General features: G+C 68.1%; 13 protein-coding genes. 11 read left to right on the top strand and 2 right to left on the bottom strand.

Features of this window, described 5'->3' with window-relative positions; all coding sequences use genetic code 11:
- From miaB to lnt, 6 genes are all read left to right on the top strand, one after another.
- Positions 1 to 1029, top strand: a 1029-nt coding sequence (miaB, locus tag ACYP33_RS29540) for a tRNA (N6-isopentenyl adenosine(37)-C2)-methylthiotransferase MiaB (RefSeq protein ID WP_459624877.1), incomplete at its 5' end; no start/stop codon positions are given.
- Positions 1030 to 1063: 34 nt separating this feature from the next.
- On the top strand, positions 1064 to 2113 hold the full coding sequence (locus tag ACYP33_RS29535) for a PhoH family protein (protein ID WP_414443037.1): 1050 nt from the start codon (positions 1064 to 1066) through the stop codon (positions 2111 to 2113).
- Between the two features lie 251 nt (positions 2114 to 2364).
- Entirely contained in the window at positions 2365 to 3150 is a 786-nt protein-coding gene (gene ybeY, locus ACYP33_RS29530) for an rRNA maturation RNase YbeY (protein WP_459624876.1), read from the top strand.
- A gap of 33 nt (positions 3151 to 3183) precedes the next feature.
- Positions 3184 to 3816 carry a gamma-glutamylcyclotransferase gene (locus ACYP33_RS29525; protein ID WP_414451019.1) on the top strand — a complete coding sequence of 211 codons (633 nt, stop codon included), beginning with the start codon at positions 3184 to 3186 and terminating at the stop codon, positions 3814 to 3816.
- Positions 3817 to 4006: 190 nt separating this feature from the next.
- The gene (locus ACYP33_RS29520) at positions 4007 to 4891 is read left to right on the top strand and encodes an HlyC/CorC family transporter (protein WP_414451018.1); all 885 of its coding nucleotides are present in this window, start codon (positions 4007 to 4009) and stop codon (positions 4889 to 4891) included.
- Between the two features lie 37 nt (positions 4892 to 4928).
- Complete coding sequence (gene lnt, locus ACYP33_RS29515; protein WP_459624875.1) at positions 4929 to 6557, top strand: apolipoprotein N-acyltransferase; 1629 nt, start codon at positions 4929 to 4931, stop codon at positions 6555 to 6557.
- A 40-nt stretch (positions 6558 to 6597) separates the two neighbouring features.
- On the opposite strand, the gene ACYP33_RS29510 is transcribed toward lnt, so the two are convergent.
- A complete protein-coding gene (locus ACYP33_RS29510) occupies positions 6598 to 8274 on the bottom strand; it encodes a tetratricopeptide repeat protein (RefSeq protein ID WP_459624874.1) in 1677 nt (558 codons plus the stop codon).
- 363 nt (positions 8275 to 8637) lie between these two features.
- Between ACYP33_RS29510 and glyQ the strand changes: the two genes are divergently transcribed.
- The 5 genes from glyQ to ACYP33_RS29485 all read left to right on the top strand — a co-directional run bounded on the left by glyQ (position 8638) and on the right by ACYP33_RS29485 (position 14088).
- Positions 8638 to 9642, top strand: a complete 1005-nt coding sequence (gene glyQ, locus ACYP33_RS29505; protein WP_414443042.1) for a glycine--tRNA ligase subunit alpha — start codon at positions 8638 to 8640, stop codon at positions 9640 to 9642.
- A 16-nt stretch (positions 9643 to 9658) separates the two neighbouring features.
- Positions 9659 to 11758, top strand: a complete 2100-nt coding sequence (gene glyS / locus ACYP33_RS29500; RefSeq protein WP_459624873.1) for a glycine--tRNA ligase subunit beta — start codon at positions 9659 to 9661, stop codon at positions 11756 to 11758.
- A gap of 37 nt (positions 11759 to 11795) precedes the next feature.
- Positions 11796 to 12350, top strand: coding sequence for a D-glycero-beta-D-manno-heptose 1,7-bisphosphate 7-phosphatase (gmhB, locus tag ACYP33_RS29495; protein WP_414443044.1), 555 nt, complete (start codon positions 11796 to 11798; stop codon positions 12348 to 12350).
- Between the two features lie 70 nt (positions 12351 to 12420).
- Positions 12421 to 13200 (top strand): lysophospholipid acyltransferase family protein, encoded by a 780-nt coding sequence (locus tag ACYP33_RS29490; protein WP_459624872.1) that lies wholly within the window; start codon positions 12421 to 12423, stop codon positions 13198 to 13200.
- Positions 13201 to 13245: 45 nt separating this feature from the next.
- Positions 13246 to 14088 (top strand): M48 family metallopeptidase, encoded by an 843-nt coding sequence (locus tag ACYP33_RS29485; protein WP_414451013.1) that lies wholly within the window; start codon positions 13246 to 13248, stop codon positions 14086 to 14088.
- A gap of 75 nt (positions 14089 to 14163) precedes the next feature.
- Here ACYP33_RS29485 and gloA read toward each other — a convergent pair whose 3' ends face one another.
- Positions 14164 to 14565, bottom strand: a complete 402-nt coding sequence (gene gloA / locus ACYP33_RS29480; RefSeq protein WP_414443047.1) for a lactoylglutathione lyase — start codon at positions 14563 to 14565, stop codon at positions 14164 to 14166.
- Positions 14566 to 14572: the final 7 nt, after the last annotated feature.

Genomic DNA, 14572 nt, shown 5'->3' with positions numbered 1-14572 from the left:
GACGCGCGCCGCGCGAGCGGCCGCTCGCAGGTCGACATCACGTTCCCCGAAATCGAGAAATTCGACCACCTGCCGCCGGCGCGCGTCGATGGCCCGAGCGCGTTCGTATCGATCATGGAAGGCTGCAGCAAGTACTGCAGCTACTGCGTGGTGCCCTACACGCGCGGCGACGAAGTCTCGCGCCCGCTCGACGACGTGCTGACCGAAATCGCCGGCCTGGCCGACCAGGGCGTGCGCGAAGTCACGCTGCTCGGCCAGAACGTCAACGCCTACCGCGGCGCGCTCACCCAGGGCTCGCCCGACATCGCCGATTTCGCCACGCTGATCGAATACGTGGCCGACCTGCCCGGCATCGAGCGAATCCGCTACACCACCTCGCATCCGAAGGAATTCACGCAGCGCCTGCTCGACGTGTACGCGCGCGTGCCGAAGCTCGTCAATCACCTGCACCTGCCCGTGCAGCACGGCTCCGACCGCATCCTGATGGGGATGAAGCGCGGCTACACGGTGCTCGAATACAAATCGCTGATCCGCAAGCTGCGCGCGATCCGGCCCGATCTGTCGCTGTCGACCGACATCATCATCGGCTTCCCCGGCGAAACCGAGGACGATTTCGAGAAGACCATGCAGCTCGTGCACGACATGAGCTACGACACCAGCTTCTCGTTCATCTACAGCCCGCGCCCCGGCACGCCGGCCGCCAATCTGCACGACGACACGCCGCGCGAGGTCAAGCTCAAACGCCTGCAACATCTGCAGGCCACCATCGAGGAAAACGTCGCGCGGATCAGCGCATCGATGGTCGGGCGGGTCGAGCGGATTCTCGTCGAAGGGCCGTCGCGCAAGGATCCGAACGAGCTGGCCGGCCGTACCGAGAACAACCGCGTGGTGAATTTCCCCGCGCCGGTCGCCTCGCATCCGCGCCTGATCGGCCAGATGATCGACGTGCGGATCAACCACGCGTACCCGCATTCGCTGCGCGGCGAGCTCGTGCTCGCCCACGACGAAGCCAGCCGCGCCACCCACTGAACCGAGCGCCCAACCGAAGGAAGCCCACGCTACCTTGAAGCCGACCCAAGCCCTGGAATTCACCGCCCCGCGCGATGACAACGCGCGCCTCGCCAACCTTTGCGGCCCGCTGGACGAAAACCTGCGCCAGATCGAGCAGGCGCTCGACGTGACGCTGCAGCGGCGCGGCCACCGGATCTCGATCCGCGGCCGTGGTGCGAAGCTCGCGCTCGCCGCGCTCGAGAACTTCTACAACCGCGCGCGCGATCCGCTGTCGCTCGACGACATCCAGCTCGCGCTGGTCGAGACGCGCCACCTCGGCAACGGCGCGGCGGACAGCGCGCCGGACGTGCGCTTTCGCGGCGATCCCGACCGTCCGTTCGACGACGCGCCCGCGCTCGCCGCCGATGCCGACGCCCCCGGCGAGGAGCCGACGCCCAAGCTCTACACGCGCCGCGCCGACCTGCGCGGCCGCACCCCGGCGCAACGCGAGTACCTGAAGCAGATCCTCGCGCACGACGTGACGTTCGGCGTCGGGCCGGCCGGCACCGGCAAGACCTACCTGGCCGTGGCCTGCGCCGTCGACGCGCTGGAGCGCGATCAGGTCAAGCGCATCGTGCTGACGCGTCCCGCCGTCGAGGCCGGCGAACGGCTGGGCTTCCTGCCCGGCGATCTGTCGCAGAAAATCGATCCGTATCTGCGCCCGCTCTACGACGCGCTCTACGATCTGCTCGGTTTCGACAAGACGGCCAAGATGTTCGAGCGCCAGATGATCGAAATCGCGCCGCTGGCCTACATGCGCGGCCGGACGCTGAACCACGCGTTCATCATCCTCGACGAGGCGCAGAACACCACGCCCGAGCAGATGAAGATGTTCCTGACGCGGATCGGCTTCGGCTCGAAGGCCGTCGTCACCGGCGACACCACCCAGATCGACCTGCCGCGCGGCCACAAGAGCGGCCTGGTCGAAGCGCAGCAGGTGCTGACGCAGGTGCGCGGGATCGCGCTCACGCGCTTCACCAGCGTCGACGTGGTGCGTCACCCGCTGGTCGCGCGAATCGTCGAGGCCTACGACGAGTTCCACGCCCAGCACAAGGACGCCTGAGCGACCTGCGCACGCCTGCCGCCGGCGCCCCGGCCGCGGGCGAGCCGTGCGATGCGCATGAGGCAGGCAGCCGCGCGTCGGTCCGCCGCGGGCCTGCCGGTGCGGCCGCTCCAGCACCGGTCGGCACGCACCGCCACGGCCCGCGCGAGCGCTGCGGAACCGCAAAAACGCACGCTCCGGCACGCGCCGCGCCGGCCAAAACGCCTGGCCGTTTGGTGTATCCTCGTGCGGTTGCCCTCGACGCCGTCCACATGAAATCCTCCCGCAAAGCCAATCCAGCCTCCCACCCGAGCGCGCCGCGCGTATCGCTGTTCGACGAGCGCGGCAAGGTCAAGACGGTCGACGCGCAAGCCCTGCGCATCGATTTCCCCGACGGCCGTTCGCTGATGTTCGATCTGTCCGGCAGTTCCGGCGAAGCCTCGGTCGCGATCGTCGCGCAGCACGCGGACATCTCGCAGCGCGCCATCCTGACGCTGCGCCCCGAGCACTACGACAGCCTGACGCTGTCGGTCGGCGCCGAAGCCGCACCGGAAGGCGATGACGATGACGGCGACTCGGACGACGAATCCGAGCCGGCGGGCGAGCCGGAGCTAGAACTGGTGGTGCAGTACGGCGACGAAATCACGGCGCAAGTGCGCAAGACCTTGCCCAAGCGCAAGCTGATCGCCGAATGGCTCGCCACCACGCTGTCCTCGGACGCCCAGCTCACGGTGCGCTTCGTCGGTGAAAAGGAAGGCCGCGAGCTGAACGGCGGCTACCGCAAGAAGGATTACCCCACCAACGTGCTGACCTTCGCCTACGAGCAGGCGCCCGACGGCACGACCATCGGCGATCTGGTGCTGTGCTGCCCGGTGGTCGAGAAGGAAGCGGCCGAGCAGAACAAGCCGCTGCAATCGCATTACGCGCATCTGCTGGTGCACGGCGCGCTGCATGCGCAGGGCTACGATCATGAGCGCAGCGAGGAAGACGCGACCGAGATGGAAGCGCTCGAAATCGACATGTTGGCCAAGCTCGGTTTCGCGAATCCCTACGAATAAGCGCCCCACCCTTCACCTTCTCCGCGCCCGGCCGTGAGCACACCGATCCCCGTTCCCTCTGCGTATCCGCCGCCAATCGGCAACGGCAGGCTGCTGACCGACGACGAGCTGGCCGTTTCGCTCGACGCGTCGTTGAGCGACTGGGACCGCCGCTCCGATCTCTGGCTGTTCGGCTATGGCTCGCTGATCTGGAATCCGGGCCTGCCGGTGGCCGAGCAGTTGCACGGCCGCGTGCACGGCTACCATCGCGGGCTGTATCTGTGGTCGCGCGTCAATCGCGGCTCGGCCGAACGGCCCGGGCTCGTGCTGGCGCTCGATCGCGGCGGCTCGTGCAGCGGCGTGGCGTTCCGCATCGCCGGCCCCACCGCCATGCCGCATCTCGAAACGCTCTGGAAACGCGAAATGCCGATGGGCTCGTACCGGCCCGCCTGGCTGCCGTGCACGCTCGCCAGCGGCGAACGCGTGCGCGCGCTGGCGTTCGTGATGCGCCGCGACGCGCCCACCTACACCGGCAAGCTGACCGACGAGGTGGTGCGCGCCGTGTTCGCTTGCGCCGAAGGCCGCTACGGCACCACGCTCGACTACGTCACCCGCACCGTGGCCGCGCTGCGCGAAAGCGGCATCCCCGACCGCTCGCTCGAATCGCTGCTGGCCCGCTGCGCCTGAGCCGGGTCGCGCGCGCTCTCACGGCATTTTTTCCCGGGATGGGCGCTGCACCGATTCCGGGTTAGGATGGGTCCACGCCGCCAGGCAGGCCGTCGCGTCGGCCATTTGGCCGACACGGAAGCGCCGTGGCCTTGGTGTATCCTTGCCAACTCCGTGACAACGCGCCTGCGGTCCGCCCGGGCGCACCACCATGAACGATTCGTATCCCAGTCGAAAGTCCACCGACAAACCTCCCGAAAAGCGCTCGCTGCTGGAGCGCCTGACCGATTTCATCTCGCCCGAGCCCGAATCCCGCGGCGAGCTGCTCGAAATCCTGCAGGACGCGCACGAGCGCAACCTGATCGACGCCGATTCGCTGTCGATGATCGAAGGCGTGTTCCAGGTCTCCGACCTCTGCGCGCGCGACATCATGGTGCCCCGCGCCCAGATGGACGCCCTCAACATCGCCGACAAGCCCGAGGATTTCATCCCGTTCGTGCTTGAAAAGGCCCACTCGCGCTACCCGGTCTACGAAGAAAACCGCGACAACGTGATCGGCGTGCTGCTCGCGAAAGACCTGCTGCGCTTTTACGCGGAAGACGAATTCGACGTGCGCGGCATGCTGCGCCCGGCCGTGTTCATCCCGGAATCGAAGCGCCTGAACGTGCTGCTCCACGATTTCCGCGTGAACCGCAACCACCTCGCGATCGTGGTCGACGAATACGGCGGCGTGGCCGGCCTGATCACCATCGAGGATGTGCTGGAGCAGATCGTCGGCGACATCGAGGACGAATACGACTTCGACGAGGAAGCCGGCAACATCATCTCGGCGCCCGACGGCCGCTTCCGCGTGCGCGCGCTCACCGAGATCGCCCAGTTCAACGAACACTTCGGCACCGATTTCTCCGACGAGGAAGTCGACACCATCGGCGGGCTGATCACCCATCACTTCGGCCGCGTGCCGCATCGCGGCGAAAAGCTGCGGCTCGACAAGCTGATCTTCGAGATCCAGCGCGGCGATGCGCGCCAAATCCACGTGCTGCTGGTGCGCCGCGATCCGCTCGCCGGCCGCCGCAACGAATTGGCTGACGACTGATCGTCCGGCCGCCCCGTCAACACCCCTGCTCGACCCCATGGCCGAATCGTTCACGCCCCGCGCGCCGCGCGCCGCCACCTTCGCGGCGGACCGCCGCGCGCTGCCCCGTTGGCATTTCCCGGCGGCCCTGCTGGCCGGCGCGGCCAACACGCTGAGCTTCGCGCCCACGCCGCACGGCGGCTGGCTGCAACTGCTGGTGTTCGTGTGGTTCTTTGCGCAGCTCGCGCGCACCGGCACGCGCTGGCAGGCCACGCTGACCGGCGCGGCGTTCGGCTTCGGCAACTTCCTGACCGGCATCTGGTGGCTCTATATCAGCATGCACGTGTATGGCGAGATGGCGGCCTGGATCGCGGGCGGCGCGCTCGCGCTGTTCTGCTTGTACCTGTGCGTGTATCCGGCGCTGTCCGCGCTGATCTGGGCGCTTGCCTCGGGCCGGGGCGCGGGCCGCACGTTCGCCCCGAGCTGGCACGGCGCGTTGGCGTTCGCCAGCGCCTGGGCGCTCGGCGAATGGGCGCGCGGCACCGTGTTCACCGGCTTTCCGTGGCTCGCGAGCGGCTATGCGCAGGTCGATGGCCCGTTCGCCGGCTATGCGCCGGTGGCCGGCGTGTATGGCGTGGGCTGGGTGCTCGCGCTGTTCGCGGCGCTGGTGGTCAACGCGGTCGTCAGCGCGCGCCGCGGGCGCGGCACGGCCTTGAGCGGCCCGCTCGCGCCGGCCACGCTGGCCGTGGCGCTGGTCGCGATCGGCCTGCTGCTGCCGATGGTGCCGTGGACCAAGCCCGAGAATCAGCCGCTGCACGTGCGGCTGCTGCAAGGCAACGTCAAGCAGGACGTCAAGTTCGAGCAGGCCGGCATCGACGCCGCCATCAAGATGTACACGAAGATGATCACCGAGCGGCCGGCCGACCTGGTGGTCACGCCCGAAACGGCGATCGCGGTGATGATCCAGGATCTGCCGCTGCCGTTCGCCAAGGCGGTGCGCAGCTTCGTCGACAAGACCGGCACCTCGGTGCTGTTCGGCGCGGTAGGCGACACGATCCTGCCCGACGGCAGCGTCGTCGACTACACCAACAGCCTGTATGGCGTGACGCCCGGCTCGATGGACATCTACCACTACGACAAGCACCACCTGGTGCCGTTCGGCGAGTTCATCCCGTGGGGCTTCCACTGGTTCGTCAACCTGATGAAGATGCCGCTCGGCGATTTCGCGCGCGGCGCGCTGGTGCAGAAGCCGTTCCTGGTCCACAACCAGCCGGTGATGGCCGACATCTGCTACGAGGATCTGTTCGGTGAGGGCATTGCCGCAACCGTGCGCGAAAACGCGCCGTCGCCGGGCATCCTCGTGAACGTGACCAACCTCGCCTGGTTCGGCGACACCATCGCGCTCGACCAGCATCTGCAGATCGCGCGGATGCGCTCGCTCGAAACGGGCCGGCCGATGCTGCGCGCGACCAACACCGGCATGACGGCCGCGATCGACGCGCACGGCCGCGTGCTCGACCAGCTCAAGCCGTTCACGATCGGCGCGATCGACGTCACCGTGGAAGGCACACAGGGCATCACGCCGTTCGTCGCGAACGGCAATGCCATCGTGCTAGGCGTGGCGCTCGTGCTGCTGGTGCTCGCCTTCGCGATCGGGCCGCGCCTGCGCCGCGGCGCGCGCGGCTGAACGCACGCGTAGCCGCTCCCGCCACCCACCTGCTCACGCGTCAGCGGCCTGCATCGGCCGCATCCGACCACGCGCTGCCGGCCCCGGCCAGCGCGCGCAGGTCCTGCGCGACCGCGTCGAGCACCGGCGCCCATTGCAGGAACGCCGGCTGTCGATACAGCGTGGCCGACGGATAGAGCGGGCTGTCGCGCCGCTCCAGTTGCCACACCCAATGCGGATTCACGTCGAGCAGCACCCAGGTTGCCTGCCCCACCGCGCCGCTCAGGTGCGCCATCGACGTGCAGCATGTGATCACCAGATCGAGCGCGCCGACGTAGGCGGCCGTGTCGTCGAAATTCCGCCATTCGGCGCTGTGATCGACGATCGGCAAACCCGCCGCGCGCGCCGCCTCCACCTCCGCGCCGAGGCCCGGCTGCAGCGAATGAAACGTCACGCCCTCGACGCCCGCGAACGCGGCCGCGTAACGCTCGATGCCGACGCGCCGGAACGGATTGCGCTGATGCGACGGGCTGCCCGTCCACGCGAGGCCGACGCGCAGCCGTTCGCCGGGCGCCGCCTCGGCGTCGAAGCGGGTGCGCCATGCGTCGACGGCGCTCGGGTCGGCCATCAGATACGGCACGTTGGCGCCGGCCGCCGCATCGGGCAGGCCGAGCTGCCAGGGCACGCTGCCGATCGGCACCTGGTAGTCGGCGGCGGGCAGATGCTCGATCGCGCCGTCGTTGCTGTACAGCTCGACATGCTGGCCGAGGCTGCGCGAGAGCAGCGCGCCCATCTGCGCGAACGAATTCCACACCAGCCGCCCGCCCTCGCGATGCACGCGCGCGGACAGCAGCGGAATCGTGCGCGCCAGTTGCAGCAGGTCGCCCATGCCCTGTTCGCCCCACACCAGCAAGGTCTTGCCGGCCAGCGATTCGCCATGCCAGCGCGGCGCGGCCATGGTCGGGCGCGTGCCGCGCAACTCGCTCGAACCGTGCCAGCGCGATTCGTGGCCAAACCAGCCGTCGGCGAAATTGCCGCGCACGAGCTGGATGATGCCGAGATTGAAGCGGAATGTTTCATCGTCGGGCGACAGCGCCAGCGCGCGCTGCGCGCAGCGCTCGGCGTCGTCCCAGCGCTGCGCTTCCTTGTAGGCGCACGACGCGTTGTTCTGGGCCAGCGCGCTGTCCGGCGCCAGTTCTAGCGCGCGTTCGGCCGCGGCCACCGAACGTTCGAGGTCGTAACGCGCGCGGTAGGACACCACCAGGTTGATCCAGGCCTGCTCGTCGCGCGGGTTGGCCGCGACGGCCTGCTCCAGCAAGGCCAGCTCCTCGGCCGGATCGCCGCCCGTGATCCGCACCGCGATCGCCAGGTTGTTGCGCAGCGACGGCCAGTCGGGCATCAGTTCGAGCACGCGCCGGTACGGCACGATCGCCTCGGCGTGACGGCCGCCCATCTGCAGCGCATAGCCGCAATTGAACGCCAGTGCGGCCACCTCCGGCTCGATGCGCCACACGCAGGCCGCGAACTCGGCCGCATCGCCGTAGCGCTGCTGTTCGAGCAGCGTGACGGTGAGCCGCGCGAGCGATTCGTAATCGAGCGCATGCAGCCGCGAGGCCGCGTCGAGCCAGAAGGCGCGCGCCTCGGTGCGGCCGGATTCGGTCGCCGCCACGGCTTCGCGGAGGAATTCGAGCAAGGACGGATAGAGCGGGAACTGCGGATCGACGGGCGGTCTGAACATGGCGGGCATGGGGGCCGGGCATCGGCGGACAGGGCAATGGAATGCATCTTACCGCGCTGTTATGCCGCATCGACAGCGACGTGCGCGACGCCTGCCCGCTGTATCGCGCATGCGCTCGCGACACGCTCACGAGGCACGCTCGCCGCCTCGCGCGAACGCGTCGCGCATCCGTGCGGCGCGCCGCCATACCGCGCAAGATTCGCGCCTCGACACGCGTGCCGGCCGTTCCGGCGTCACGGTCGCGCCGATCCGGTAAAATTACGCGTTTTACGCCCATCCAAGCCGCGCACCGGACTGGAGCGCCGGTCCGAGTCGCCTCGCGCCAGCCCCCGTCGGAACGCCCAGCGCCTACGAAGGCCCCTCATGCTCACGTTTCAACAAATCATCCTGACGCTCCAGTCCTACTGGGACAAACAGGGTTGTGCCCTGCTCCAGCCCATCGACATGGAAGTCGGCGCAGGCACCTCGCACGTTCACACGTTTCTGCGCGCGATCGGCCCCGAGCCGTGGCGCGCCGCCTACGTGCAACCGTCGCGCCGCCCGAAGGACGGCCGCTACGGCGCGAACCCGAACCGCCTGCAGCACTACTACCAGTATCAGGTGGTGATGAAGCCGGCCCCGGAGAACATCCTCGATCTCTACCTCGGCTCGCTCGAAGCGCTCGGCTTCGACCTGAAGCAGAACGACGTGCGCTTCGTCGAGGACGACTGGGAGAACCCCACGCTCGGCGCCTGGGGCCTCGGCTGGGAAGTCTGGCTGAACGGCATGGAAGTCACGCAGTTCACGTATTTCCAGCAGGCCGGCGGCCTCGATTGCAAGCCGGTGCTCGGCGAGATCACGTACGGGCTCGAACGCCTCGCGATGTATCTGCAGAAGGTGGAAAACGTCTACGACCTGATCTGGACGGAGTGGGAAGAACTCGGCCCGAACGGCCCGGAACTGCGCCGCCTGACCTACGGCGACGTGTATCACCAGAACGAAGTCGAGCAATCGACCTACAACTTCGAGCACGCCAACGTCGATCTGCTGTTCACGTTCTTCAACAGCTACGAAGCCGAAGCGAAACGGATGATCGAGGCGAAGCTCGCGCTGCCCGCCTACGAACTCGTGTTGAAGGCCGGCCACACGTTCAACCTGCTCGACGCACGCGGCGCGATCTCGGTCACCGAGCGCGCGGCCTACATCGGCCGGATTCGCGCGCTGTCGCGGCTCGTGGCGCAGTCCTACTACGAATCGCGCGAGGCGCTCGGCTTCCCGATGATCGGCAATCCGGTGCGTGGCGTGCCGGGCCTCGCCACGGCCGCCGACGCGGCCCAGCCGGGCTGGGTTCCGCCCCTGAAGGCCGAACGCAAGATCGACAAGGACTGACGAGATTCCTCCCACCATGACGCACACCCATACCGCTCCCCTCCTCGTCGAACTGCTGACCGAGGAACTGCCGCCGAAGGCGCTCGCCCGCCTCGGCGACGCCTTTGCCGAAGGCCTCGCGCAGCGCCTCGCCGCGCGCGACCTGACCGACGGCGAACCCGTGTTCGAACGCTACGCCACGCCGCGCCGCCTGGCCGTGGTGATCCGCAACGTGCGCGCCGTCGCGCCGGATCGCCAGGTTCGCGAGAAAGTGCTGCCCGTGTCGGTCGCGCTCGACGCCGAAGGCAAGCCCACCCCGCCGCTCGCGAAGAAGCTCGCGGCGCTCGGCCACCCCGACCTCGCCATCGATTCGCTCGAACGCGCCCAGGACGGCAAGGCCGAAGCGTTCTTCATCAACTACTCGGCGCCCGGCGCGCAACTGGCCGACGGCCTGCAGGCCGCGCTCGACGACACGCTCGCCAAGCTGCCGATCCCGAAGGTGATGACGTATCAACGCCCGGACGGCACCGACGTGCGCTTCGTGCGCCCGGTGCTGCGCCTGACCGTGCTGCACGACACGCAGGTCGTGCCGGTCACCGCGTTCGGCATCGACGCCGGCGACACCACGCTCGGCCACCGCTTCCTGTCGACGGGCGCCGTGGCGATCCGCTCGGCTGAAACCTATGCCGATACGCTGCGCGAGAAAGGCCGCGTGATCGCGCACTTCGTCGACCGCCGCGAATCGATCCGCACGGCGCTCGCCGCCCATGCCGAAAGCGACACCGTGGTGATGCCCGAAGCGCTGCTCGACGAGGTCAACGCGCTGGTCGAATGGCCGGTGGTGTATGCCTGCAACTTCGAGGACGAATTCCTGGACGTGCCTCAGGAATGCCTGATCCTGACGATGCAGACCAACCAGAAGTATTTCGCGCTGACCGATGCCGCCGGCAAGCTGCGCTCGCGCTTCCTGATCGTCTCGAACATCGAGACGCCCACGCCGGGCGACATCGTCGAAGGCAACGAGCGCGTGGTGCGCCCGCGCCTGGCCGATGCGAAGTTCTTCTTCGAGACCGATAAAAAGACCCGCCTCGCCGATCGCGTGCCGCGCCTGGCCAACGTCGTCTATCACAACAAGCTCGGCTCGCAGCTCGCGCGCGTCGAGCGGATCGAATCGATCGCCGCGCAGATCGCACCGGCCGTCGGCGCCGATGCCGCGCTCGCGCAACGCGCCGCGCGCCTCGCCAAGGCCGACCTGCTGACCGACATGGTGGGCGAGTTCCCCGAGCTGCAAGGCACGATGGGCACCTACTACGCGCGCCACGACGGCGAGCCGGACGAAGTCGCCGTCGCCTGCACCGAGCATTACCAGCCTCGCTTCTCCGGCGACACGCTGCCGGCCGCGCCGGTCAGCACGGCGGTTGCGCTGGCCGACAAGCTCGAAACGATCGTCGGCATCTGGGGCATCGGCCTCGCGCCCACGGGCGAGAAGGACCCGTTCGCGCTGCGCCGTCACGCGCTCGGCGTGCTGCGCCTGCTGCTCGAAAAGCAGTTGCCGCTCGACCTCGTCGAACTGCTGCGCACGGCCTATGCGAGCTTCGCCGGCATCGACGGCGTGGCCGATTCGACCGCCGCGATCTACGCGTTCTTCCTCGACCGCCTGCGCGGCATCCTGCGCGAGCGCGGCTACTCGACGGGCGAGATCGAAGCCGTGCTCGGCCTCGAACCGACGCGCGTCGACGACCTGATCGCCCGCCTCGATGCGGTGCGCGAGTTCACGCGTCTGGCCGAAGCGGAAGCGCTCGCCGCGGCCAACAAGCGGATCTCGAACATCCTGAAGAAGTCGGAAGGCGGCGCGCCGGGCGAAGTTCAATCGGCCCTGCTGGTCGAGCCGGCCGAACAGGCGCTCGCCGCGCAACTGGCGGAAGTCACGCCGCGCGTGCAGTCGCAACTGGCCGCACGCGACTACACGGGCGCGCTGTCGGCGCTCGCCGCGTTGCGCGCGCCGGTCGATACCTTCTTCAACGACGTGATGGTCAACGCCGAGGATCCCGCGCTGCGCGCGAACCGCCTCGCGCTGCTGTCGGCGCTGCATCAGCAGATGAACTGCGTCGCCGACATCTCGAAGCTCGCCGCGTAAGCGGCACGCCCCACGTCACGCGCGCCAGGAGAACGTCATGCCCCACCGCAAGCTCGTCGTCCTCGACCGGGACGGCGTCATCAACGTCGATTCGGATGCGTTCATCAAGACGCCCGACGAGTGGATCGCGCTGCCCGGCAGCCTCGAAGCGATCGCACGGCTCAACCACGCGGGCTACCGCGTGGTGGTCGCGACCAACCAGTCGGGCATCGGCCGCGGGCTGTTCGACATGGCGGCGCTCAACGCCATGCATCTGAAGATGCACAAGGCTGCCGCCACGGTCGGCGCGCGCATCGACGCGGTGTTCTACTGCCCGCACACGGCCAACGACAACTGCGATTGCCGCAAGCCGAAGCCGGGCATGATGACGATGATCTCGGAGCGCTTCGAGATCGACGCGGACGAAACGCCGATCGTCGGCGATTCGCTGCGCGACCTGCAAGCCGGCGTCGCGGTCGGCTTCCGGCCGCATCTGGTGCTCACGGGCAAGGGCCGCAAGACGCTCGCGGCCGGCAACCTGCCCGAAGGCACGCGCGTGCACGACGACCTGCGCGCGTTCGCGCTCGATTTCCTGTCACGGGAGCCGGGCTGATCCGACGGCGCGCCACCCGTTCCACCGTTCCCGTCGTTTCCGCTGTTTCGCCTACGTCCGAACCAAGCCGATGCTCATCATCCGTTCGCTGTTGCTGCTTCTCTATCTCGTGCTGTACACGGTGCCGTATGCGACCGCGTGCTTCATCGCGTTCCCGTTCCTGCGCCCTGACGCACGCTACTGGATGGCGGCCGGCTGGTGCCGTTCGACGCTCTTCGTGGTGCGCGTGCTGAACGGCATCCGCTACCGCATCGAGGGCATGGAAAACCTGCCGGACGGCCCCGCCGTGCTGCTCTCGAAGCATCAATCGGCCTGGGAAACGCTGGCCTTCCCGGCGCTGATGCCGCGCCCGCTCTGTTACGTGTTCAAGCGCGAGCTGCTCTACGTGCCGTTCTTCGGCTGGGCGCTCGGCCTGCTGCACATGGTCAACATCAACCGCAAGGAAGGCAAGTACGCCTTCGATTCGGTGATCCGCCAGGGCAAGAAGCGGCTCTCGGAAGGCGCGTGGGTGATCATGTTCCCCGAAGGCACGCGCACGCCCACCGGCCGCCAGGGCAAATACAAGACGGGCGGCGCCCGCTTCGCGGTGGGCGCAGGCGCCCCGGTCGTGCCGATCGCCCACAACGCGGGACGCGTCTGGCCACGTAATTCGTTCACGAAGTATCCGGGTATAGTCACGGTGTCGATCGGCAAGCCGATCGATTCGCGCGGCCTGAGCCCCGACGAGTTGAACACGCGCGTCGAGCAATGGATCGAAGCGGAAATGCGCCGCATCGATCCCGAAGCCTACCGCCACGAAGGCGGTGGCGCGGACGGCGGTACACCTCCGGCACACGCCGCACGATCCTGATTCAAGGTTTCATTCATATTGCGTACTGCCAAACGAATCGATCTGATGCCCAAGCGTCCCAGGCCGCGGCCCGCCGTGGTCGCACTCGATCATCACCAACTCGATCTGCCGCTGTTCGACGGCCCGCCGCCCTCGCCGTCCGCATCGCCGTCGCCAGAGCGCGACCGCTCGCTGCGCAAGCTGACGCTCGACGGGCGCGTGCTCGAATACCGGTTGCGGCGTTCCGCACGCCGCACGATCGGCTTCGCGATCGACGGCAGCGGCCTCACCATCACGGCGCCGCGCTGGGTCACGCTGGCCGACGTCGAGGCGGCGATCGCCGAGAAGCGCCGCTGGATCTTCGCCAAGCTGGCCGAATGGCAAACCCGCATCGAGCAACGCGCGCTGCCGCAGATCGACTGGAAGGACGGCGCGCGCCTTCCGTACCTCGGCAAGCCGGTGGAAATCGCCCTGGCCTCGGCCGACGGCACGCTCACCTACCACGCCGAACGCGCGGTGCTCGCGCTGGGGCTGCCCGCGCATGCCGACGCGCAGCAGATCAAGGATCGCGTGCAGGGCTGGCTGCAGGGCGAGGCAAAGCGCGTGTTCGGCGAGCGGCTCGTGGTGTACGCCGAAAAGCTCGGCGTCAGCTACAGCGCCTACGCGCTGTCGTCGGCCTCCACGCGCTGGGGCAGTTGTTCGAGCGACGGCAAGATCCGCCTGAACTGGCGGCTCGTGCACTTCCCGATCTCGATCATCGATTACGTGGTGGCGCACGAGCTTTCGCATCTGCGCGAGATGAACCACAGCCCGGCGTTCTGGCAAACGGTCGAATCGATCTTCCCGGAATTCCGCGAGGCGCGGCACACGCTCAAGAACCATCCGCCCGAGTTGCTGCCGGCGCTGTAGGCGCCCGCTCACGCACCCCACAACGAAAAAGCGCCCCGCGGGGCGCTTTTTCATGGGCAACTGCCGGCCAACCGTTCAGTCGCGCGAGCCGCGCGTGCCGGCCTGGATGAACTCGATCTTGTAGCCGTCCGGATCTTCGACGAAGGCGATCACGGTCTTGCCGTGCTTCATCGGGCCGGCCTCGCGCGTGACCTTGCCGCCCTGCGCCTTGATGGCGTCGCAGGCCGCGTAGGCATCGTCGACTTCGAGGGCGATGTGGCCGTAGCCGGTGCCGAGCTCGTACGACGAGGTATCCCAGTTATGGGTCAGCTCGAGCACCGTGCCCGTGGTTTCGTCCTCGTAACCGACGAAGGCCAGCGTGAATTTGCCTTCCGGGTAGTCGTGGCGGCGCAGCAGCTTCATTCCGAGCAGTTCCGTGTAGAACTTGATCGAGCGGTCGAGATCGCCGACGCGCAGCATGGTGTGCAGCATTCGCATGATGAGG

The organism is Burkholderia sp. 3C (assembly GCF_054589155.1).
The sequence above is the reverse complement of the archived record's forward strand: the minus strand, read 5'-3'. Positions and strand labels throughout refer to the sequence as shown.